Source organism: Arthrobacter sp. NPDC055138 (assembly GCF_053607305.1).
Genome location: NZ_JBSGTH010000005.1, coordinates 40,164 through 59,597 on the forward strand (window position 1 = coordinate 40,164; position 19,434 = coordinate 59,597).

The window sequence follows — 19,434 nt, forward strand, 5'->3', positions numbered from 1 at the left end:
GCCGTCGGCCGCCACCTGAGCGGTGGGCCGGCGGCACCGAAACTACGTGGAGGAGCAGGCATGAGCGACACTCTTGCCCTGGACCCGTCGGCCCAGCCCGACCTGTCCGCCGAAGACCTCAAGGAGCTCTACCGACTGATGGTGGCGGTGCGCCATCTGGACGAATCAGCCATCCGCTGGCAGCGCCAGGGCCTGATTCCCGGCTATGCGCCGGAACTGGGCCAGGAAGCCGCGCAGGTCGGCAGCGGCTCCGCGCTGGACATGACCCGGGACTTCGTCTTTCCCACCTACCGGGAAATGGGCGTGGCCCGGACCGTGGGTGTGGACATGGTCGAGTACATGTCCACCCACAAGGCCAGCTGGCACGGCGGACTCTATGATCCGCAAGCCGCCCGCTTCGCGCCGATCCAGGCGGTAGTGGCTGGTTCCGTGCTGCACGCCGTCGGCTGGGCCCACGGCCAGACCCTCTCCGGCACCCCTGCCGGAGAGCTCGGCGTCGCCATCACCTACTTCGGCGACGGCGCCAGCTCGCAGGGCGACGTGCATGAAGCCATGAACTTCGCCGCCGTCATGAAGGCCCCGGTGGTCTTCTTCATCCAGAACAACGGTTTCGCCATCTCGGTGCCCACCGAGCGCCAGGTGGCCGGCGGCTCGGTGGCCGCCCGCGCCGCCGGCTACGCCATGCCGTCCCTGCAGGTGGACGGCAACGACGTGGTGGCCGTCCATCAGGCCACGGCTGCCGCCCTGGCCCACGCCCGCTCGGGCAACGGCCCGGCCATCGTGGAAGCCATGACCTACCGCCGCGGACCGCACTCCACCAGTGATGATCCCGGCCGCTACCGCACGCTGGCCGAGGAACGCGCGGACGGCGGCGAGGATCCGCTGGCCCGGATGCGCAGCCGGCTGCTGGCCGAGGGCGTCGCCGGCGAGGACTTCTTCGCCGAAGCCCTCGAAGCGGCGCAGGCCGAAGAGGAACGGATCCGCGCCGGCGTGGGAGCACTAGGCTCCCGTCCGGGCACCGAAATGTTCGAGTTTGTCTATCAGGAACCCACCCACGCCTTGAAGGCCCAGGCACGCGCCTGGCGAGAGGAGTCCGAGCATGTCTGAGCACACCACCCTCAGCGACCTCGAAGCCGCCATCGACAACACCTTCGCAACCGATGCCCAGCAGGCATCCGTTGACGTGGTGGAGCCCGGAATTGTCACCGCCGTCGAGACCCTCTCCATGCAGCAGGCGCTGAACCGCGCGCTGGCGGAGGTGCTGGAGGGCAACCCCAAGGCACTGGTGCTGGGCGAGGACGTCGGGCTGCTCGGCGGCGTCTTCCGGATCACCGATGGCCTGCAGAAGCAGTTCGGCGAGGACCGGGTCTTTGACACGCCGCTGGCCGAATCGGGCATCCTCGGTATGTCGGTGGGCTTGGCCATGGCCGGCTACCATCCCATCCCCGAGGTACAGTTCGACGGCTTCGCCTACCCGGCGATCAACCAGATTGTCTGCCAGGTGGGCCGGATGAACTACCGCAGCCGCGGCACCATGCCGATGCCCATCACGCTGCGGGTTCCCAGCTTCGGCGGCATCCGCGCCCCGGAGCACCACGGCGAGTCACTGGAATCGCTGTTCGCCCACGTGCCGGGCCTGAAGGTGGTCTCGCCGTCCAGCCCGAACGAGGCCTACCACCTGCTCAAGCACGCCGCCACCCGGCCGGACCCGGTGATCTTCATGGAGCCGAAGTCCCGCTACTGGCAGAAGGGCCCGGTGGACACCAGCGCCGACGGCTACTCCCCCGAGGGCTCCAGGGTTGTCCGCGAAGGCAAGCACCTGACGCTGGTGGCCTGGGGCGCCATGGTGGCCCGCTGCCTGCAGGTGGCCGAACTCGCCGCCGAAGACGGCATTGACATCGAGGTGCTGGACCTGCGCTGGCTCAAGCCCATCGACGCCGAGGGCCTGGCGGCCTCCGTGGCCAAGACGCGGCGCGCCGTCGTCGTGCATGAAGCGCCGCTGACCTCCGGCCTGGGCGCCGAAGTGGCGGCACTGATCACCGAGCACTGCTTCGGCACCCTGCGAGCACCAGTTGAGCGGGTGACCGGATTCGACGTACCGTACCCTTCAGGAGACCTGGAAGACGAGTACGTGCCCAACATTGACCGCATCCTGTTCGGGATCCAGCGAGTATTGGAGTATCGCCGTGGCTGAAATTTCGTTCCCCCTGCCCGATCTGGGCGAAGGACTGATCGAGGCAACCGTGCTGGAGTGGCTGGTGGCCGAGGGCGAGCAGATCGAACGCAACCACCCGCTGGTGGAAGTGGAGACCACCAAGTCCGCCGTTGAACTGCCGTCGCCGCAGGCCGGCAAAGTAGTGAAAATCTACGGCGGACCGGGCGACACCATCAAGGTGGGCGAACCGCTGATCGTCTTCGAGGTCCCCGACGACACCGCCGGTATTGTGGGCACTGTACCGAAGGAAGAAGCGCCCAAGCGCCGCGTCCGCCTGACCGCGGCGCTCGACGACGAGGACTAAGCATGAAGACCCACCGGGAGCACACCGTAGAAGGCGTCGACCCGCACCTGCACGTGCAGGTGTACGAGGCGGCCGAGGGCACCGAAGGTCCCCGCCGGCCAGTCATCCTGCTCCACGGTTTTGCCTCCTCCGCCAAGCTCAACTGGGCGGACGCCGGCTGGATCACCGCGCTGACCCAGGCGGGCCGGCGGGTGGTCACGGTGGACCTTCCCGGGCACGGCGAAAGCACGGCTCCCGAAGAAATGGATGCCTACGCGCCCAGCCGGATCCGCGCCGACCTGTTGCAACTGATCCAGGACGCCAAGGTCCGTCTGTTGAAAGAGGACGACGGCGACACCGGGGTTGACCTGATCGGCTACTCCTTGGGAGCACGGCTGGCCTGGGAATTCGGCGCCACCCAACCGGAACTGGTCCGGCGGATGGTGCTCGGCGGCCCGGGCAGCGCGGACCCGCTGGCCGACTTCGACCTACGTGCCGCGCAGCGCTTCCTGGCCGACGGGACCCCGATCGAGGACGTCAATACCGCCGAATTGCTGCGGATGGCCAAGCTGGTGCCGTCCAACGACATCTTCGCGCTGATGACCATGATCGAAGCGATCAAGACCGAACCGTTCGTCCCCGCCGAAGCCGTGCCGAAGATGCCGGTCCTGCTGGTGGCCGGCGACAGGGACGATCTGGCGGCCACCGCTCCGGAACTGGCCGAGCTTGCCGCAGGGGCGGAATTGATGTGGTTGCCGGCCCGGACGCACGCCAACGCGGTGACTTCCCGCACCTTTAAGACCGCAGCCATCGAATTCCTCGCCGGATAACCCTTTTCGCGTGCAACCATAGACGTGAAGCAGGCTGATGATCGGTACAATTACCGACGACAGTAAAATCCTGGGGCGTGGAGGCTTAATGGAGACAATCCTGGGCGGGCGCTACAGGACCCTGGAGCTGATCGGCACCGGTGGGGCAGCGTCCGTATACCGGGCGGTAGATGAATCCTTGGGCCGCGACGTGGCCGTCAAGATGTTCGCGCCGACGACCCCCGATGACGACGAATACCGGCGGCAGCACACCGAAACCCTGCTGCTGGCCACCCTGAACCACCCCGGTTTGGTCACTCTGCTGGATGCCGGCCTGCACATCGCCGACGACGGCGCCACCACCAGTTTCCTGGTGATGGAACTGATTGAAGGAGCCGACCTCCGCCGCCGATTGCGCGGCCACCCGCTGACCTCCGTGGAAACTGCGCAGATTGGCGCCGATCTGGCCGACGCGCTGAACTATATCCACGACAAAGGCGTGATTCACCGCGACGTGAAGCCCGCCAACATCCTTTTGGCGAACGGCCACGCCGAAGACACCCGCCACCACCCCAAGTTGTCCGATTTCGGCATCGCCCGGATGGTCGAAGCCAGCATGGCCACCGCCCAGGGCGCAACCATCGGAACCGCCAACTACCTCAGCCCGGAACAAGCCTTGGGCCATCCGGTCACCGGAGCCAGCGATGTGTATTCGCTGGCTCTGGTGCTGCTCGAATGCCTCACCAGCGAGAAGGCCTTTTCCGGCACGCCGATGGAGGCCGCCTTGGCCCGGCTGCTGCGCGATCCCGAGGTGCCGGACTCGCTCCCCGATCACTGGAAAGACCTGCTGACGCGGATGACCAACCGCAACCCGGACGCGCGTCCCACCGCGCACCAGGTTGCGGTGAGCCTGCGAAACCTGGCGGAAGCCCCACTGCCCGAGCAGTCAGCCCTGTTTGCGCCCTCGATCGAATCCAGCCGGGCCGACTCGGCCGGCGACGCTGCCGCATCCGCCGCGCCGGTGTCCCCCGTTACCGGGCTGCCCACGGCCGGGGCCCCCTCCGCCGGGTCGCCCGGAGAGCGAACCGGCGGCAATACCACCGGCAACCTGGCCATTCCCTCGCCGCCGAACCGCGCCCCCAGCGTGGGCTGACACCCAGCACCTTCCGGATTTTCATCTTCCTGACCGATCGTTCGAGAAATGTTGCGCCATCCTCTTGACGTGGCTTCCGCCACACGCGATGATGGATCGTATACGATTTCGTACTTCACAGGAGGATGCTTTGTCCGAAGGCAACGTCACCCAGCCCGCCGCCACCTTGCAGGCGGTGGATAGCAAGATCCTGGAGGACGCCGGCAAGGTGCTGGCCGTACACCTCTCCTACAATTCCCGGGCAGCACAGCGCGGACGGGTTCCCGCCAACCCGTCCTACTTCATGAAGGCTTCCTCCTCGCTGGCGCTGTCGGGCGGCACCGTGGAGCGTCCCGCCGACACCGAACTGCTGGCCTTCGAGGGTGAAATCGCCCTGATCATCGGCAAGCCCGCCCGCCGCGTCTCCGTCGAGGAAGCCTGGGATTACGTGGGCCAGGTGACCGCCAGCAACGATCTGGGCGTCTACGACATCAAGTACGCGGACAAGGGCTCCAACATCCGTTCCAAGTCCGGCGACGGCTTCACTCCGATCGGCCCGGCCCTGCTGCCGGCGGCATCGGTCAACCCGGACGCGCTGCGGATCCGCACCTGGGTCAACGGCGAGGTTGTCCAGGACGACACCACCGCCGGACTGATCTTCTCCTTCGCGCGGATTGTGGCCGATCTGTCCCAGCTGATGACCCTGCACCCAGGGGATGTCATCCTCACCGGCACGCCGGCCGGATCGTCCGTGATCGTCCCGGGCGACGTCGTCGAGGTGGAGGTAGCAGATGAAGCCGCCGGCCTGAGCACCGGCCGCCTGTCCACCACGGTCACCCAGGGCGAAGCGGAATTCGCCTCCTTCGGCAACACCCCAAAGATCACCGACCAGGACCGGATCGATGCCTTCGGCAGCGAAGAAGCGGCAGGCCTGGCCCCGGCTGTCACCGGCAAGTCCGCGCTGACCGAGGAGGTCAAGGCCAAGCTGCTCTCGGTTGCCACGGCCACCATCTCCGGCGCACTGCGCAAGCGCGGGCTAAACAATGTCAGCGTTGACGGCCTGCTGGCCACCAAGCCCGGCCAAAAGGTCATCGGCACCGCGCGTACGCTGCGCTACGTGCCCAACCGTGAGGACCTGTTCAAGTCCCACGGCGGAGGCTACAACGCCCAGAAGCGCATCATCGACGCCATCGGCCCGGGCGAAATCCTGGTCATGGAGGCCCGCGGCGAGAAGGGCTCCGGCACACTCGGCGACATCCTGGCCCTGCGCTCCCAGGTGCGCGGCGCGGAAGCCATCATTACCGACGGCGGCGTCCGCGACCTGTCCGAGGTGGCGGCGCTGGACATCCCCACCTTCTACAACGGTGCCCACCCGGCGGTCCTCGGCCGCAAGCACGTGCCGTGGGACACCGACGTGACCGTCGCCTGCGGCGGCACCACCATCCAGCCCGGCGACATCATTGTGGCCGACGACAACGGCATCCTGGTCATCCCGCCGGCGCTGGCCGCGGAGGTCGCCGACGAGGTCGTGGAGCAGGAACGCCAGGACACGTTTGTCTTCGAGATGGTCAAGGAAGGCAACAAGATCGAGGGCCTGTTCCCGATGAACGCCGACTGGCGCGCCCGTTACAACGCATGGGTCGCGGAGCAGCCGAAGTGACCACCCTGGCCCCCAGCAAATCGCAGCAGGCTTACGAGCTGCTGCACGAGCGGATCGCCAAGGGCGAGCTGGTGCCCGGGTACCGGCTGGTCCTCGGCACCATCGCCGCGGAACTGGGCTGCAGCACGGTGCCGGTCCGCGAGGCGATCCGCCGGCTGGAGGCCGAGGGCCTGGTGACCTTCGAGCGCAACATCGGGGCGACGGTCGCAGCCGTTGACGCCGAGTTGTACCTGCACACGATGGAGACGCTGGCGGTGATCGAGGGAGCCGCCACGGCCCTGGCCGCGCCGCTGCTCTCCGCGGTGGACATGGCGGAGGCGCGGGCGATCAACGCAGAGTTGCGCCGCTGCCTGGAGGACTTCGATCCACCCCGCTTCACCCAGCTCAACGACAGGTTCCACGCCGTGTTGTACGAGCGCTGCCCCAATCCGCACATCCTGGATTTGGTCCACCGGGGCTGGAACCGGCTCAACGCAATGCGGGCCTCCAGCTTCAGCCACATCCCCGGCCGTGCCCGCTCCTCCGTGGAGGAACACGAACACCTGCTGGATTTGATCGACGCCGGTGCCAGCACCAGCGAGGTGGAGAAGGCGGCCCGGGCCCACCGGACCAACACGCTGAACGCCTACCTGGCCGCGGACGGCATGCCGCCCTCGCCCCTCTAGATCCGACCGACTACCCAAGACCGCAATCCCGAATGGAAAGGACCATCATGGCCGAGCACTTTGTTCCGGACAACCTGCCCACCCACCTGCAGCACTACATCGGCGGCAAGCTCGTCGACTCGATCGACGGCGATACCTTCGACGTGCTGGACCCCGTCACCAACAAGCCGTACATCAAGGCAGCTTCCGGCAAGGTCGCCGACGTCGCCGCGGCCGTCGCCGCCGCCAAGGACGCGTTCGAGAACGGCCCCTGGCCGACCATGCTTCCGCGCCAGCGCTCCCGCGTGCTGCACAAGATCGCCGACATCGTCGAGTCCCGCGGCCAGGAGTTGGCCGAAATGGAGTGCTTCGACACCGGGCTGCCGATCAAGCAGGCCCTGGGCCAGGCCCAGCGCGCTGCGGAGAACTTCCGCTTCTTCGCCGACCTGATCGTTTCCCAGCACGACGACGCCTTCAAGGTCCCCGGCCGCCAGGCGAACTACGTCAACCGCAAGCCCATCGGCGTTGCCGGCCTGATCACGCCGTGGAACACCCCGTTCATGCTTGAGTCCTGGAAGCTGGGACCGGCGCTGGCCACCGGCAACACCGTGGTCCTGAAGCCGGCCGAGTTCACCCCGCTCTCCGCGTCCCTGTGGCCGGGAATCTTCGAGGAAGCCGGCCTGCCCGCGGGCGTCTTCAACATCGTCCACGGCTTCGGCGAAGAAGGCTTCGCCGGCGACTCCCTGGTCAAGCACCCGGACGTCCCGCTGATCTCCTTCACCGGCGAGTCGCGCACGGGCCAGATCATCTTCGGCAACGCGGCCCCGTACCTGAAGGGCCTGTCGATGGAGCTGGGCGGCAAGTCCCCCGCCGTCGTCTTCGCCGATGCCGATCTGGAGGCAGCCATCGACGCCACCATCTTCGGCGTCTTCTCCCTCAACGGCGAGCGCTGCACCGCCGGCTCGCGCATTCTGGTGGAGCGGAGCATTTACGACGAATTCGTGGAGCGCTACTCGGCCCAGGCTAAGCGCGTCAAGGTGGGCTACCCCCATGATCAAGCCACCGAGGTCGGCGCCCTGGTCCACCCGGAGCACTTCGAGAAGGTCATGTCCTACGTGGAGATCGGCAAGCAGGAGGCCCGTCTGACCGCCGGCGGCGGCCGTCCCGAGGAGTTCCCGGAGGGCAACTTCATCCAGCCCACCGTCTTCGCCGACGTGGCCCCGGACGCCCGCATCTTCCAGGAGGAAATCTTCGGGCCGGTCGTGGCCATCACTCCGTTCGACACGGACGAAGAGGCCCTGGAACTGGCCAACAACACCAAGTACGGGCTGGCCGCCTACATCTGGACGAATGACCTCAAGCGGTCGCACAACTTCGCCCAGAACGTCGAGGCCGGCATGGTCTGGCTGAACTCCAACAACGTCCGCGACCTGCGCACCCCCTTCGGCGGCGTGAAGGCGTCCGGTCTGGGCCACGAGGGCGGCTACCGCTCCATCGACTTCTACACCGACCAGCAGGCCGTCCACATCAACCTCGGCGAGGTACACAACCCGGTCTTCGGCAAGGCCGAAGACGCCGCCGCCGTGACGGACGCCTAACCCTTATCCCTACCGCTCGAAGGAGAGAATCATGAGCAACGTCATCCCCAAGCCCTCCGTCCCGGCTCCGGACATCCTGCGCTGCGCCTACATGGAGATCGTAGTAACCGATCTGGCCAAGTCCCGCGCGTTCTACGTGGACCTGCTGGGCCTGCACGTGACCCACGAAGACGACGAGGCGATCTACCTGCGCTCGTTCGAAGAGTTCATCCACCACAACCTGGTGCTGCGCAAGGGCCCCATCGCCGCCGTCGCCGCCTTCGCCTACCGGGTCCGGAGCCCGGAGGATGTGGACCGCGCCGAGGCCTACTACAAGGAGCTGGGCTGCCGCACCGAGCGCCGCAAGGAAGGCTTCGTCAAGGGCATCGGAGACTCGCTGCGGGTGGAGGACCCGCTGGGCTTCCCGTACGAGTTCTTCCACGAGGTGGAGCACGTGGAGCGCCTGCACATGCGCTACGACCTCTACTCCGCCGGCGAACTGGTGCGCCTGGACCACTTCAACCAGGTCACCCCGGACGTCCCGCGCGGCCGCAAGTACCTGGAGGACCTGGGCTTCCGCGTCACCGAGGACATCAAGGACTCCGACGGCGTGACCTACGCGGCCTGGATGCACCGCAAGGGCACCGTGCACGACACCGCCCTGACCGGCGGCAACGGCCCGCGCATGCACCACGTTGCCTTCTCCACGCATGAGAAGCACAACATCATCCAGATCTGCGACAAGATGGGCGCCCTGCGCATGTCCGACCGGATCGAGCGCGGCCCGGGCCGCCACGGCGTCTCCAACGCGTTCTACCTGTACATCCTGGATCCGGACGGCCACCGTGTGGAGATCTACACCCAGGACTACTACACCGGCGATCCGGACAACCCCGTCATCACCTGGGACGTGCACGACAACCAGCGCCGCGACTGGTGGGGCAACCCGGTGGTCCCGTCCTGGTACACCGAGGCCTCCCTGGTGCTGGACCTTGACGGCAACCCGCAGGAAGTCGTCGAGCGCACCGACAGCTCCGAGATGGCGGTGACCATCGGCGCCGACGGATTCTCCTTCACCCGCGAAGACGATGAGGACGGCACCTTCCGCGGCCAGGCCGCCAAGGGCTTCAAGATCGGCAACCAGGTCTAGTTCCTTCAGGCCCGCTTGAACAACGACGCCGGTGGGCGGCTTCCGTACGGAGGCCGCCCACCGGCGTATCCGCGCCCTTGCCGCTTCCGCCCGCCGATGGAACACTGGCAGCTACTGGGGGGCCGGTCAGCGGCCAGCGGGGCTGCCCGTTGGCCACCGCTCTATGGGGAAGAGGGAACGCCCATGTCTGCTCTGCACAAGCTGATGGCACGGATCGAACAAACCGAGGCCCTGGACAGGGTCGCCCAGCCGGTGGCCGGGCTGGTGGGCCGCCTGGTCAAACCGCGGCCGGTCCGGAACATTCTCAGCGGCAGCTATCTGGGGCATCCGCTGCACCCGCTGATGACCGACCTGCCCATCGGCGCATGGACCATGGCCACGCTGCTGGACACGGTGGGCGGCCGCCGCGCCGAACCCGCCGCCGATCTGCTGGTCACGGCCGGAATCCTGACGGCCGCGCCCACTGCCTGGGCCGGGCTCAACGACTGGTCGGACACTCAGGGCGAGGACCGCCGCGTGGGACTCGTGCATGCCGCCGCCAACGCGTCGGCACTGGTCTGCTTCACTGCATCATTGGTGGCCCGCCGCTGCGGCCGCCGCGGAATCGCCAAAGTGATCGCCTTGGGCGGGTTCGGCCTGTTGATGTCCGGCGGCTATCTGGGCGGCCACCTGAGCTATTCACGCGGGGTGAACGTCAACCACACGGCGTGGCGGGAGGGGCCGGCCGACTGGACGGGCGTGATGGCCGCGAGCGACCTGGCCGATGGCACGCCGCAGCCGGCGCAGGTCGGCGACCTGTCGCTGGTCCTGTACCGAAGCGGCGGCACGGTCCGGGCCCTGGACAGCGTCTGCAGCCACATGGGCGGGCCGCTGGACGAGGGAACGGTGGACGACGGATGCATCACCTGCCCCTGGCACGGCAGCACGTTCCGCCTGGCGGACGGCAGCGTCGTCAGAGGCCCTGCCAGTTCCGAGCAACCTGCCTACGAGACCCGCGTCCGCGAGGGAAACATCGAAGTCCGCCGGCGCTGAATCAGCTGCCGGAGCGCAGCAGGGCCACCCTCGAGCCGCGGCGGGCGTCCGAGACGGCAATTACCAGCGTGGCCATCACGGAGACAGCAGTGACACAGAGTCCCGTGGTGATCGCGGCGGTCCAGCCCGCCTGAGCCTGGACGGAAAAGGCGACGGCGGTGATCACCGCGATGCCCACCGCGGTGCCAATCCGCTGCGACGTCTGCAGCACTCCCCCGGCGCTGCCGGAATACTCCAACGGCACCTCGGCCAGAGTCAGCGTCTGGTTGGGGGTGATGATCAGTCCCTGTGCCATACCGATGAAGGACAACGTCAGCAGCATCCACCAGATGCTGAGCACGCCGGCCGCCTCCAGTTGGATGACGGCGATGGTCAGGCCCAGCCCCAGCAGCGCGCAGAGGATTCCGACGACGATCGACTGCCGCCCTTGCTCCAGCACTCGCCTGCCGGACCAGTGCGAAGCGTACGCGCCGAGCAGGGCGGCGGGCAGACCGATCAGCCCGGCCTCGAGCGCGGTACCGCCCAGCCCTTGCTGGATATAGAGCGCCACCAGCACCCACACGCTGGTCACGCCCATGAAGTACAGGCCGGCGATCACGGAGCCATTCGAAAAGCTGTGCGTGCGGAAGATCCGCAGGTCCACCATCGGGCTCCGGCCGCGGCCTCGGTAGGCATGTTCCCACCACGCCCACAACGCCAGCAGTGCCGCGCCGCCGGGGAGCAGCAGCCAGATCCAGGGCCCGGTCCCGCGTTCCACGAAAGGCAGCAGCAGCGCCAGCACCGCCAGGCCCAGGAGCACCGCGCCGAGCGGATCCAGGTCCCGATCGGCAGTGGCGGTTTCGGAGCGGGCGCCGGCGCGCTGCGGCTTGAACCACATCAAAGCCAGCACGATGGCCAGGATCCCGACCGGGACATTCACCAGGAACGTCCAGCGCCACCCCTCCTGCACGCCGACAAGCTCAATGATCATCCCGCCGAGCAACGGCCCGATGGCCACCGAAATGCCAATCACACTGCCGAGTGCGCCGTAGGCCCGGCCGCGTTCGGCGCCGCGGAAGTACTGCTGGATCATGCCCACGGCCTGCGGATTCAACAGCCCGGAACCCAGCCCTTGCAGAAAGCGGGTGATGTTCAGGCTGAGCGGGTCGGGCGCCAGTCCGGCGGCCACCGAGGAGAGCGTGAAGAGCGCGACGCCCGCGATGAACAACGGCCCGCGGCCCAGGATGTCGCCCGCCCGCCCGGCGGCCACCAGCACCACACCGAAGGTCAAGGCGTAACCGGAAAGCACCCACTGCAGGTCCGAGTCGGAGGCCCCCAGCCCGACCTGAATGGACGGCAACACCACGTTGACGATGCTGACGCTCACCAGCGACATGAAGATGGCCACCAGCAGCACGGTCAGGATCCGCCAACGGCCGGGATCCGGAACGAAGCCTTCTTCGGCGCCGTCAGGACCGTCCGGGCCGACCGTAATGCTGGCGGCGGGACGGTTCTCTGGAACGGAGTCGGAGTCTGGGGTCACCCCTTATTCATACGCCGGGAGCACGACGCTGCCAAACGCCGGGGGACCTTGGTGCCGCCACACGGGCGAAAACGTCAGGCAGGCGTAAGCTTCTGCTGACGCTGGCGCAGCCGGTGCAGGTAGATGGCTGCGGACATGGCCGCCACCAACTCCAGCAAAATGACGCCCAGCATCATTTCGGTGTGCGGAAGGGCTGGTGTCAGCGGCGCGGACCCCACGGCGGTCCCGGCGTGGCCTCCGGCCATCACCGTGCTGCCAGCGACTGCCGCCATGCCGTGCCCGGCGTGGGCCCCGGCATGGCCGCCGGCATGCGAGCCGGCCCCGGTGAGCAGCAGGGTGTGGAAGGCTGCCATGGCCAGTGCCGCGAACATCAGCATACGGGCAGGTCCGGCCCCGCCGTGGCGCCAGGTTTTCACTGCGCACGGCAGGCAGAACGCGGCCATGGCCAGCATCAGCAGGCCCTGCCACGGCGTGTCCTGATGCTGCCAGGCCATCCACAGGTGGGCGGCGATGGATAGGAAGGCGACCACGGCGCACAGCCGGGCCAGCGGCACAAGCCATGCCCCGCCGTCGTGCGGTGCCGTGGATCTCAGCTGCGCAACCGCGGTCATCTCCACACCCCCTGGTCAGCGGTGGCAGTGCCCGCCGGTGGCAGGCGCGCTTGCCGGCACGTCCAGCACGGGGCTGCGGTCGAAGAAACCATCCGGACGGAGCCTGAATCCGGCCGTGTCTACCGGCATAATAGGCCAGTCCTCCACCCGCGGGTAGTGGGTCAGGCCGAAGGTATGCCAGAGCACAATGTCCTCGCCGTCAATCTTGCGGTCCTGCGCCACGTAGGCCGGCAGCCCGGCGCCGCCGGCATGCTGGTTCACGAAGTCGCCGGTCGGGTAGCGCTCATCCTCGGCGTACTGGGTGACCCAGAGGTCCTTGGCGGCGAAGGCGGCACGTTTGGCCACCGACGACTCCGGGTCGGCCAGCAGCATGGGCTGGCCCTGCGGCAGCAGTTTGTAGGCCACCGGCTCGCCCAGCCGGTTGGTGGATTCCGGGTTGGAGATGTGCCAGGTCCGGCCGGCTTGCATGTTGGCTTCGCGGACGCCCTCGGACTCGGTCGCCAGCAGCGTGCGACGGCGGCTGAAGGCGTTGCCTCGCTCGTTGCCCTTGCCGAGGGGAACCCGCACGGCTTCTTCTTCCTCGACCCGGTTGGTGAAGCCGTCCAGCGCCATGTCCAACCGGGCGGAGAACAGGTGCTGGTGGAACGGCGCGCCCAGGCCCGGGGCCATTTCGGAGGCGTACCCGTAGCCCTTGCCCGGGTAGGCACTGGTGAACACGATGCCGGTGGCCTTGGCCTCGAACTCGATGGTGCCGTCCAGGTAGAGGTACCAGTAGAAGCCGTAGTCATAGTTGCCGATGGTGGTGAAGAAGGAGACCACCATGCGCCGGTTGCGGCGGGTGTAGTTGATCCCGGTCCACAGGTCGGAGTGCTTGGCCAGGATGGAGTAGTCCTCTTCGTGCATGCAGATGCCGTTGCGGATCTCGCGCGGGTTGCCGAAGCCGTCGGCGATCACGGGCGAGAGGTAGGTGATCTCGCCGAGGCAGTCGCAGCCAAGTTCCAGCGAGTTGGCGTACTGGCCCACCAGGTATTCGCCGGTGTCGAAGTAGTTCTGCCAGGAGCGCACCGGCGACGGGTCGCCGTAAGGAACCACCATTTCCGCGATGGAGGCACGCTTGATGATGGAGCGGGTGCGGTCCCCGTCCTGGAAGCCAATGTTGTGCAGCACCACGCCCTCGCGGACGTCGAAGCCGACGTCGAAGGACCACTTCTCCCACTCAATGTGGTTGCCGCCGGTGACCGTGAAGCTGGGGCCCTCGGGCTGGGTGATCTCGATGGGCTTCTGCGTGGTGCGGAGCTCGCCGGTGAGCTCCGGATCCGTGTAGTTTCCATGCTCGGCCGGGACAGGCATCGCGCCGAAGTCCAGCACCTGGTCCACGGTCTTGTTCACGATGTCCACGTAGGCCACAAGTCCGTCGATCGGGTGCGCCCAGGCACTGTCCTCGGGGAAGTTCTGGTAGAACGCCAGGCCGCGCAGGATCCGTCTGCCCTTCTCTTCCGGATACTCGAACACGCCGGCAGAGAGCGGAGCGACCCGCACCTTGTCGATCTCCAGGCCGCGGTCGTCAATGGCCTTCAGCCAGCGCTCATCGGTGGAGAGGATCGCTTCAACAACCTCGAACTCCTCCTCCAGCACCGGCAGTTCACCGGTCACCGAGGTGTCCAGGTCGGCCACCGTCAGGACCTTGCGGGAAGTAACGGAGACGGTCACGTCCTTCGGCGCGGCACCGGTGACATCGAGCAGGAAAGCCCGGAAACGCCGGTCTTCGGTCGCTCCGCCGCCGCGGCGCGGCGGGTCCAGCAGTCCGAGGTAGGCGAACCGGGTGTTCTCCCCCGCCAGTCCCGCCTCGGCCAGGATGGTGCGGACAGCGGTGACTTCTTCGGCGGAGGCCAAAGCGTAGGAGGAAACAGTGGCGGCAGCAGCGGTGGTCATAGCGGCCCTTTCACGAACGACTAGAGGAAACGCGGGCCGGAGTGCATCTGTGATCGACACCACGTTCTTTTTTCTATGTTCGTAGAGAATAACCCTCAGTAGGATTCTATGGCAAGGGTTTTTTCTACACACGTTTTATCAGGAGGCGGCCGGTGCCGAAGATCGTCGACCACGACCAACGCAGGATCGAACTGGTCCAGGCCACCTGGCGGATCGTCGCCCGGCACGGCATCGACGGCGCCACCATGCGGGAAATTGCCGCGGAAGCAGGCTTTGCCAACGGCGCCCTCAAGCCCTACTTCCCCACCAAGGACGATCTGCTGGCTTTTGCCTTCGGCTACGTTTTCGATCAGACAAACCGCCGGGTGGCCGACTCCATCCGCGGGCACAGCGGCCTGGACGCCCTGCGCCGCTACTGCATGGAAGTCCTCCCCGTGACGGACGTGACCATCAGCGAGGCCCGACTGGTCATCCCCTTCTGGCAAAAGGCCCTCACCGACCCGGACAAGGCCGCGCTGCACGCCAACTCGATGGAACGCTGGCGCGTGGACTTCATGCGCTTCCTCGCCGAGGCGCGGGAGGCCGGCGAAGTCCACAGCCAGGCCAGCGACGACGTCCTGGCAGGGCAGCTCATGTCCTTCCTGCTCGGTGCGCAGATCACCGCCTCCCTCACCCCGGACCACCACTCCCCCGAACAATTGACCGAACATCTGGACAGCTGGCTCCGAATGGTCGCGGCCGATTCCTGATCGCTTCTTTTTTCGCCGGTTGTGGAAAATAGATGACAAGGCGGCTGCGCAGGCGCTAAGGTATGGGGAATGTGTCGCGAGACACACCGCATCCAGGTTCCAAGCGAAGGGGCCACCGTGACGATTACCTATCCCGAGCGCAGCACCCACAGCCAATCCGGCACCGCCATTGACTCCAATGGCTCCGCGTCGTCCGCCGTGCAGGTTGCCGAAGCCCACTCATTCTCCGAGTGGAACACGTTGATTTCCGAGTCCTTCGTACCCCTGCAGGCCCGGACCAGCTCCCCCACCGGTTTCCGCGGCCGCCTGCGATCCCGCGTCCTCGACGAACTGTCGGTGGTGGAAGTGACCGCGAACAGCCACAAGGTGCTGCGCACGCCGGCGCTGATCACCCGGTCCGACCGCCTTTACTACAAGCTCAACCTGCAACTCTCCGGCACCGGCATCCTCATCCAGGACAACCGCGAGGCGGCCCTGCGCCCGGGCGATCTGGCCGTCTACGACACCCACCGGCCCTACACCTTGGAGTTCGACGACGACTTCCGCACCCTGGTCTTGATGTTCCCGCACGACGCTCTGGATCTACCGGCCGATTCGGTGGCCGCGCTGACGGCCGTCCGGATGGCCGGGGATGCCGGCATCGGCCGGATGATCAGCCCGTTCATGGTGCAGCTGGCGGACAACCTCGAGCTGCTCTCGGGCCCCAGCGGCCACCGTCTGGCGCATAACGCCGTAGACCTGCTGGCAACCCTGTTCGACAGCGAACTGCACAGCGGGGACGGCCCGCCCCAGCGCGGCCACCATGGCGAATTGCTGGCACGGATCCGCCAGCACATCGAAGCGAATCTGGGCGACCCGGAATTGTCTCCGGCAGCCATCGCCGCAGCTCACTTCATCTCCACCCGGCACCTGCACAGCATTTTCCACGACGCCGGCACCACAGTAGCCGGGTGGATCCGCGCCCGCCGGCTCGAACGCTGCCGCCGCGACCTGCGCGATCCGCTGCAGGCCGACCGCGCCGTCGGCGCCATCGCCACCCGCTGGGGCTTCACCGATGCAGCCCATTTCAGCCGGGTCTTTCGCAGCGCCTTCGGCGTCCCGCCGAGCACATACCGGCGCGGCTAGCCAGTCAGCGGCCGGCGATGGCAAGCAGAAGCTGACGGAACGCTGTGAGGTTCCGGGACGCTGTTGCTGGTTCACGGGAAGCGTCGATTCCGGCTTCACGGATGGCGCCGATGAGAAGTCCTGCAACCGCCTCAATATCGATGTCGGCACGCAGGTCCTCGCGCTCCTGGGCTTGCCGGAGTTCGCCGACGAACATGTCGAGGGTATGTTGCGAGGCGCTGCCTCGACGCTTGCCGATCCCGAAGTGCTGGGGCCCCGAGACGTTGTAGAAGAAGCCCAGCTCGCGCCGAGCGGCAAGAGCGAGCATGGCACGCGGGTAGGCGCAGAGCTTTTCGACCCAATCGTCTTGCCCTGCAGCGTCTCGCTCGGCTGCGTCTATCAAGTCTTGGCCAACGGTCTTATACGCCTCGGCCAACACGTCGGCACGGCCCCCCGGAAAATGTGCGTAGAGGGTTGCCCGTGACGTTCCAGCCCGTGCGGTAATCCGATCGATCGTGGCCGCCTTCTCTCCCAAGGCGTCGATGATGTCGATGGCTGAGCGTACCAAGTCGTGACGGGTTTGCAGCTGCTGCCGCTTGCGGAGCGGAACGGGCGGCTCAGCAAGCTGGGTCCCCGGTTCTCCATCCCCTCGTCGTGCTGTGGACGGACGCGAACGGTCTTCGGCGTTCATGCGTGGACGGCTTCGGCGCGGGTTTCCGCGGCAAGGGCCACGTCGAGGGCGTCGATGACGCGATCCAGTTCGTCCCGGCCAATCACGAGTGGCGGCCGGATCTTGAGGATATTGTCGTTCGGGCCGATACGGCTGATCAGGATCTTTTCCTGCACGAGGGCTTCGACGATCCGTTTGGCCAAGCCGGAATCCGGGCGGCCGGCATCGTCAATAAGTTTCAAACCGAAAAACAGGCCGCGCCCCTTCGCGGAGGCTGCCCGGGGATGGCTGGCTACCAAGTCTTCGAGCCGGCGGGCGACGTGACGTCCCAGGTCGCCGGAGCGGGCAATCAGCCCGTGTCCAGTGATCTCGTTCAGCACGGCTTGGCCGGCGGCCGCCGCAGTGGCAGTGCCGGCAAAAGTATTGAAGTACATGTTGGCACTGCTGAAGGACTCAAGAATTGCGGCGGTGGTGACGACGCCGCCGAGCGGGTAGCCATTGCCCAACGGCTTGCCGAGCGTGACCAGGTCCGGCTCGATGCCGGTCGCCTGGTGCCCCCACCATACATCGCCCAAACGGCCCAGCCCGGTCTGGACCTCATCTGCAATAACCAGGCCGCCGGCCGCACGAATCCGTTCGACGACCGCCTCAAGGTACCCCTCAGGCACACGGGGCAGACCCTCTGTGGAGAACGCCGGCTCGATGAGGAGTGCAGCCACACCGTGGCCGGATTCGACGAGGGACGCGATCGCCTCGTCAATCGCTGCAAGGGCGCGCTCCAGCATGACTCCTGAATCCGCGTGCTCCCCCTGGTCATCAAGATCCGGTACGTGGATAGACCGGACGTGGTCGCCAAATGGCTCCGAGACGGTTAACCCGGTCGTCAGAGCGGCGAGCGCAATCGTGTTGCCGTGGTAGCTGTGGTCGGTGACGATCACGCCGCTGCGGCCGGTCATATGCCTCGCAATTCGGATGGCTAGTTCGTTTGACTCGGAACCGCTGTTCGTGAAGTAAACGCGGTCAAGCGGTGCGTCGAAGGTGCCAAGGAGCTGCTCAGCGTAATCCACGATCGGTTCACTGAGGTATCGCGTGTGCACATTGAGCGTATTGAGCTGCCGGCATACGGCATCTGCAACGCGAGGATTCGCATGGCCGACCTGCGGAACATTGTTGTACGCGTCGAGGTAGCGGTTTCCCTCCGAGTCAACCAACCACACACCGTCACCGGACACGAAGTGGAGCGGTCGGTCGTAGAAAAGAGGCGAGTAGGGTCCGATGGTCGCGGCCCGTCGGGCAAGGAGGCGTTCCTCCTGCGGGGCGTGCTGCCCTTCCTCGACCTGCCCTTCGACACCGATGTACTCACGGCACAGATCCACGACGACGGGCAGGACCTCGGATTGCAGAAAGACGCTGGTCTCATCCCCCGGTCGGTCGGCTGCCCAGCCCAGGTAAGTGAGGCCGCGGGCGAGGTTGAACGTGTCCAAGTCCTCGAGCGCACGCTCCGGAATATCCGCATGCTTCCGGTAGCCGGCCAGCAGCGCCTGGCGATACTCCACGGCTCGAGGGTGACGGTGGTACCAAAACAGGATCGTGGCCAGGTCGAACAGCCACCACCCTTCTCCAAAATCGTCAAAGTCGATGAGGACATGCTTGCCCCCCGCAGTCAGGACGTTCTCAGGCGTGAAGTCAGCATGGATGACGCCATAAAATTCGGGCGCAGTTCCCAACTGAACCAAGCGTTGGCCGATGCGTCGCACGGCCGCGTCGATCACATCGCGTTCGTCATCGGTCGTCGCCAGTCGCCGGGGATCACCCCAGAGGGCTGTGGCTCCGGCAAGACCTTCAGCGTCCCAGGCCGGCCTTGAATAACCGGATATCTTCCCAATTCGACGCGATGCCAGATGGAACGTGGCGCAGAGTTCGCCAAGTCGCGCGAAAACCTCTTCCTCCATGGCGTCTTCGCCCAGCCAGGCCGCACCGGCATCACCCAAGGGCTCGCCGCCGGCAACCCACCGCTGGACATCGACGTGGTAAATCTGACCTCGACTGTCAGGAACAGATGCGAACAAGGCTCCCGCAACGGTCCGGACGACTTCGGACACAGGAAAGCCTTCTGCGCCCAAAGCGGTCATGAACGCGCCTTCGGTGTCTACTTCCGCGTCAGTCCGATGACCCAGCCGATGAATCCGGAGCGCGTAGGCGATTGGCCCTTCGGACACGCGGAAGACGACGTTTTCGCGATGCTTGACGAAGTCGATCACGGCGCCTCCCGCTATCCCGAACATTGGGAGAGCGTTGCGTGCGATGGTGAGGGCTTCCTCGCGGGACAGCTGTGACATGGGGC

The 19,434-nt window shown here is 66.6% G+C and carries 17 protein-coding genes; 12 read left to right on the forward strand and 5 right to left on the reverse strand.

What is annotated here, in order from left to right:
* Window positions 1-60: 60 nt before the first annotated feature.
* From ACWF5H_RS13285 to ACWF5H_RS13330, 10 genes are all read left to right on the forward strand, one after another.
* The gene (locus ACWF5H_RS13285) at window positions 61-1,107 is read left to right on the forward strand and encodes a thiamine pyrophosphate-dependent enzyme (RefSeq protein ID WP_452037425.1); all 1,047 of its coding nucleotides are present in this window, start codon (window positions 61-63) and stop codon (window positions 1,105-1,107) included.
* A 118-nt stretch (window positions 1,108-1,225) separates the two neighbouring features.
* A complete protein-coding gene (locus ACWF5H_RS13290) occupies window positions 1,226-2,194 on the forward strand; it encodes an alpha-ketoacid dehydrogenase subunit beta (RefSeq protein WP_452037765.1) in 969 nt (322 codons plus the stop codon).
* Window positions 2,187-2,519, forward strand: a complete 333-nt coding sequence (locus tag ACWF5H_RS13295) for a biotin/lipoyl-containing protein (protein ID WP_353917098.1) — start codon at window positions 2,187-2,189, stop codon at window positions 2,517-2,519. The genes ACWF5H_RS13290 and ACWF5H_RS13295 overlap by 8 nt, the downstream gene beginning before the upstream one ends.
* A gap of 2 nt (window positions 2,520-2,521) precedes the next feature.
* Complete coding sequence (locus tag ACWF5H_RS13300; RefSeq protein WP_364650233.1) at window positions 2,522-3,328, forward strand: alpha/beta fold hydrolase; 807 nt, start codon at window positions 2,522-2,524, stop codon at window positions 3,326-3,328.
* An 88-nt stretch (window positions 3,329-3,416) separates the two neighbouring features.
* Complete coding sequence (locus tag ACWF5H_RS13305; protein WP_452037428.1) at window positions 3,417-4,460, forward strand: serine/threonine-protein kinase; 1,044 nt, start codon at window positions 3,417-3,419, stop codon at window positions 4,458-4,460.
* Window positions 4,461-4,626: 166 nt separating this feature from the next.
* Window positions 4,627-6,099: a fumarylacetoacetate hydrolase family protein gene (locus tag ACWF5H_RS13310; RefSeq protein ID WP_452037766.1), complete on the forward strand. Its 1,473-nt coding sequence runs from the start codon at window positions 4,627-4,629 to the stop codon at window positions 6,097-6,099.
* Window positions 6,075-6,764, forward strand: a complete 690-nt coding sequence (locus ACWF5H_RS13315) for a GntR family transcriptional regulator (RefSeq protein ID WP_364650224.1) — start codon at window positions 6,075-6,077, stop codon at window positions 6,762-6,764. The genes ACWF5H_RS13310 and ACWF5H_RS13315 overlap by 25 nt, the downstream gene beginning before the upstream one ends.
* 47 nt (window positions 6,765-6,811) lie before the next feature.
* Window positions 6,812-8,341 (forward strand): 5-carboxymethyl-2-hydroxymuconate semialdehyde dehydrogenase, encoded by a 1,530-nt coding sequence (gene hpaE, locus ACWF5H_RS13320; protein WP_452037430.1) that lies wholly within the window; start codon window positions 6,812-6,814, stop codon window positions 8,339-8,341.
* 31 nt (window positions 8,342-8,372) lie between these two features.
* On the forward strand, window positions 8,373-9,470 hold the full coding sequence (gene hpaD / locus ACWF5H_RS13325; RefSeq protein ID WP_364650218.1) for a 3,4-dihydroxyphenylacetate 2,3-dioxygenase: 1,098 nt from the start codon (window positions 8,373-8,375) through the stop codon (window positions 9,468-9,470).
* Between the two features lie 183 nt (window positions 9,471-9,653).
* Complete coding sequence (locus ACWF5H_RS13330; protein ID WP_452037432.1) at window positions 9,654-10,502, forward strand: Rieske 2Fe-2S domain-containing protein; 849 nt, start codon at window positions 9,654-9,656, stop codon at window positions 10,500-10,502.
* 1 nt (window position 10,503) lies between these two features.
* Here the strand turns inward: ACWF5H_RS13330 and ACWF5H_RS13335 are convergent, their stop codons facing one another.
* From ACWF5H_RS13335 to ACWF5H_RS13345, 3 genes are all read right to left on the reverse strand, one after another.
* A complete protein-coding gene (locus ACWF5H_RS13335; protein WP_452037768.1) occupies window positions 10,504-11,976 on the reverse strand; it encodes an MFS transporter in 1,473 nt (490 codons plus the stop codon).
* Window positions 11,977-12,098: 122 nt separating this feature from the next.
* Complete coding sequence (locus ACWF5H_RS13340; RefSeq protein ID WP_452037434.1) at window positions 12,099-12,635, reverse strand: hypothetical protein; 537 nt, start codon at window positions 12,633-12,635, stop codon at window positions 12,099-12,101.
* 15 nt (window positions 12,636-12,650) lie between these two features.
* Window positions 12,651-14,567, reverse strand: a complete 1,917-nt coding sequence (locus ACWF5H_RS13345) for a primary-amine oxidase (RefSeq protein ID WP_452037436.1) — start codon at window positions 14,565-14,567, stop codon at window positions 12,651-12,653.
* Window positions 14,568-14,719: 152 nt separating this feature from the next.
* On the opposite strand from ACWF5H_RS13345, the gene ACWF5H_RS13350 reads away from it, so the two are divergent.
* The gene (locus ACWF5H_RS13350; protein WP_452037438.1) at window positions 14,720-15,316 is read left to right on the forward strand and encodes a TetR/AcrR family transcriptional regulator; all 597 of its coding nucleotides are present in this window, start codon (window positions 14,720-14,722) and stop codon (window positions 15,314-15,316) included.
* Window positions 15,317-15,484: 168 nt separating this feature from the next.
* Complete coding sequence (locus ACWF5H_RS13355; RefSeq protein ID WP_452037769.1) at window positions 15,485-16,441, forward strand: AraC-like ligand-binding domain-containing protein; 957 nt, start codon at window positions 15,485-15,487, stop codon at window positions 16,439-16,441.
* 4 nt (window positions 16,442-16,445) lie between these two features.
* Here the strand turns inward: ACWF5H_RS13355 and ACWF5H_RS13360 are convergent, their stop codons facing one another.
* Together ACWF5H_RS13360 and ACWF5H_RS13365 are read right to left on the reverse strand one after the other, a co-directional pair.
* Window positions 16,446-17,111: a TetR/AcrR family transcriptional regulator gene (locus ACWF5H_RS13360; protein ID WP_452037440.1), complete on the reverse strand. Its 666-nt coding sequence runs from the start codon at window positions 17,109-17,111 to the stop codon at window positions 16,446-16,448.
* Window positions 17,108-19,429 carry an aminotransferase class III-fold pyridoxal phosphate-dependent enzyme gene (locus tag ACWF5H_RS13365; RefSeq protein ID WP_452037442.1) on the reverse strand — a complete coding sequence of 774 codons (2,322 nt, stop codon included), beginning with the start codon at window positions 19,427-19,429 and terminating at the stop codon, window positions 17,108-17,110. Before ACWF5H_RS13365 ends, ACWF5H_RS13360 begins: the two co-directional genes overlap by 4 nt.
* Between the last annotated feature and the right edge of the window lie 5 nt (window positions 19,430-19,434).

Bases quoted from the DNA above. Each gene is read 5' to 3' on its own strand.
- ACWF5H_RS13285 (WP_452037425.1), top strand. From the start codon at position 61: ATGAGCGACACTCTTGCCCTGGACCCGTCGGCCCAGCCCGACCTGTCC.
- ACWF5H_RS13290 (WP_452037765.1), top strand. From the start codon at position 1,226: ATGCAGCAGGCGCTGAACCGCGCGCTGGCGGAGGTGCTGGAGGGCAAC.
- ACWF5H_RS13300 (WP_364650233.1), top strand. From the start codon at position 2,522: ATGAAGACCCACCGGGAGCACACCGTAGAAGGCGTCGACCCGCACCTG.
- ACWF5H_RS13305 (WP_452037428.1), top strand. From the start codon at position 3,417: ATGGAGACAATCCTGGGCGGGCGCTACAGGACCCTGGAGCTGATCGGC.
- ACWF5H_RS13315 (WP_364650224.1), top strand. From the start codon at position 6,075: ATGGGTCGCGGAGCAGCCGAAGTGACCACCCTGGCCCCCAGCAAATCG.
- hpaE (WP_452037430.1), top strand. From the start codon at position 6,812: ATGGCCGAGCACTTTGTTCCGGACAACCTGCCCACCCACCTGCAGCAC.
- hpaD (WP_364650218.1), top strand. From the start codon at position 8,373: ATGAGCAACGTCATCCCCAAGCCCTCCGTCCCGGCTCCGGACATCCTG.
- ACWF5H_RS13330 (WP_452037432.1), top strand. From the start codon at position 9,654: ATGTCTGCTCTGCACAAGCTGATGGCACGGATCGAACAAACCGAGGCC.
- ACWF5H_RS13340 (WP_452037434.1), bottom strand. From the start codon at position 12,635: ATGACCGCGGTTGCGCAGCTGAGATCCACGGCACCGCACGACGGCGGG.
- ACWF5H_RS13345 (WP_452037436.1), bottom strand. From the start codon at position 14,567: ATGACCACCGCTGCTGCCGCCACTGTTTCCTCCTACGCTTTGGCCTCC.
- ACWF5H_RS13360 (WP_452037440.1), bottom strand. From the start codon at position 17,111: ATGAACGCCGAAGACCGTTCGCGTCCGTCCACAGCACGACGAGGGGAT.
- ACWF5H_RS13365 (WP_452037442.1), bottom strand. From the start codon at position 19,429: ATGTCACAGCTGTCCCGCGAGGAAGCCCTCACCATCGCACGCAACGCT.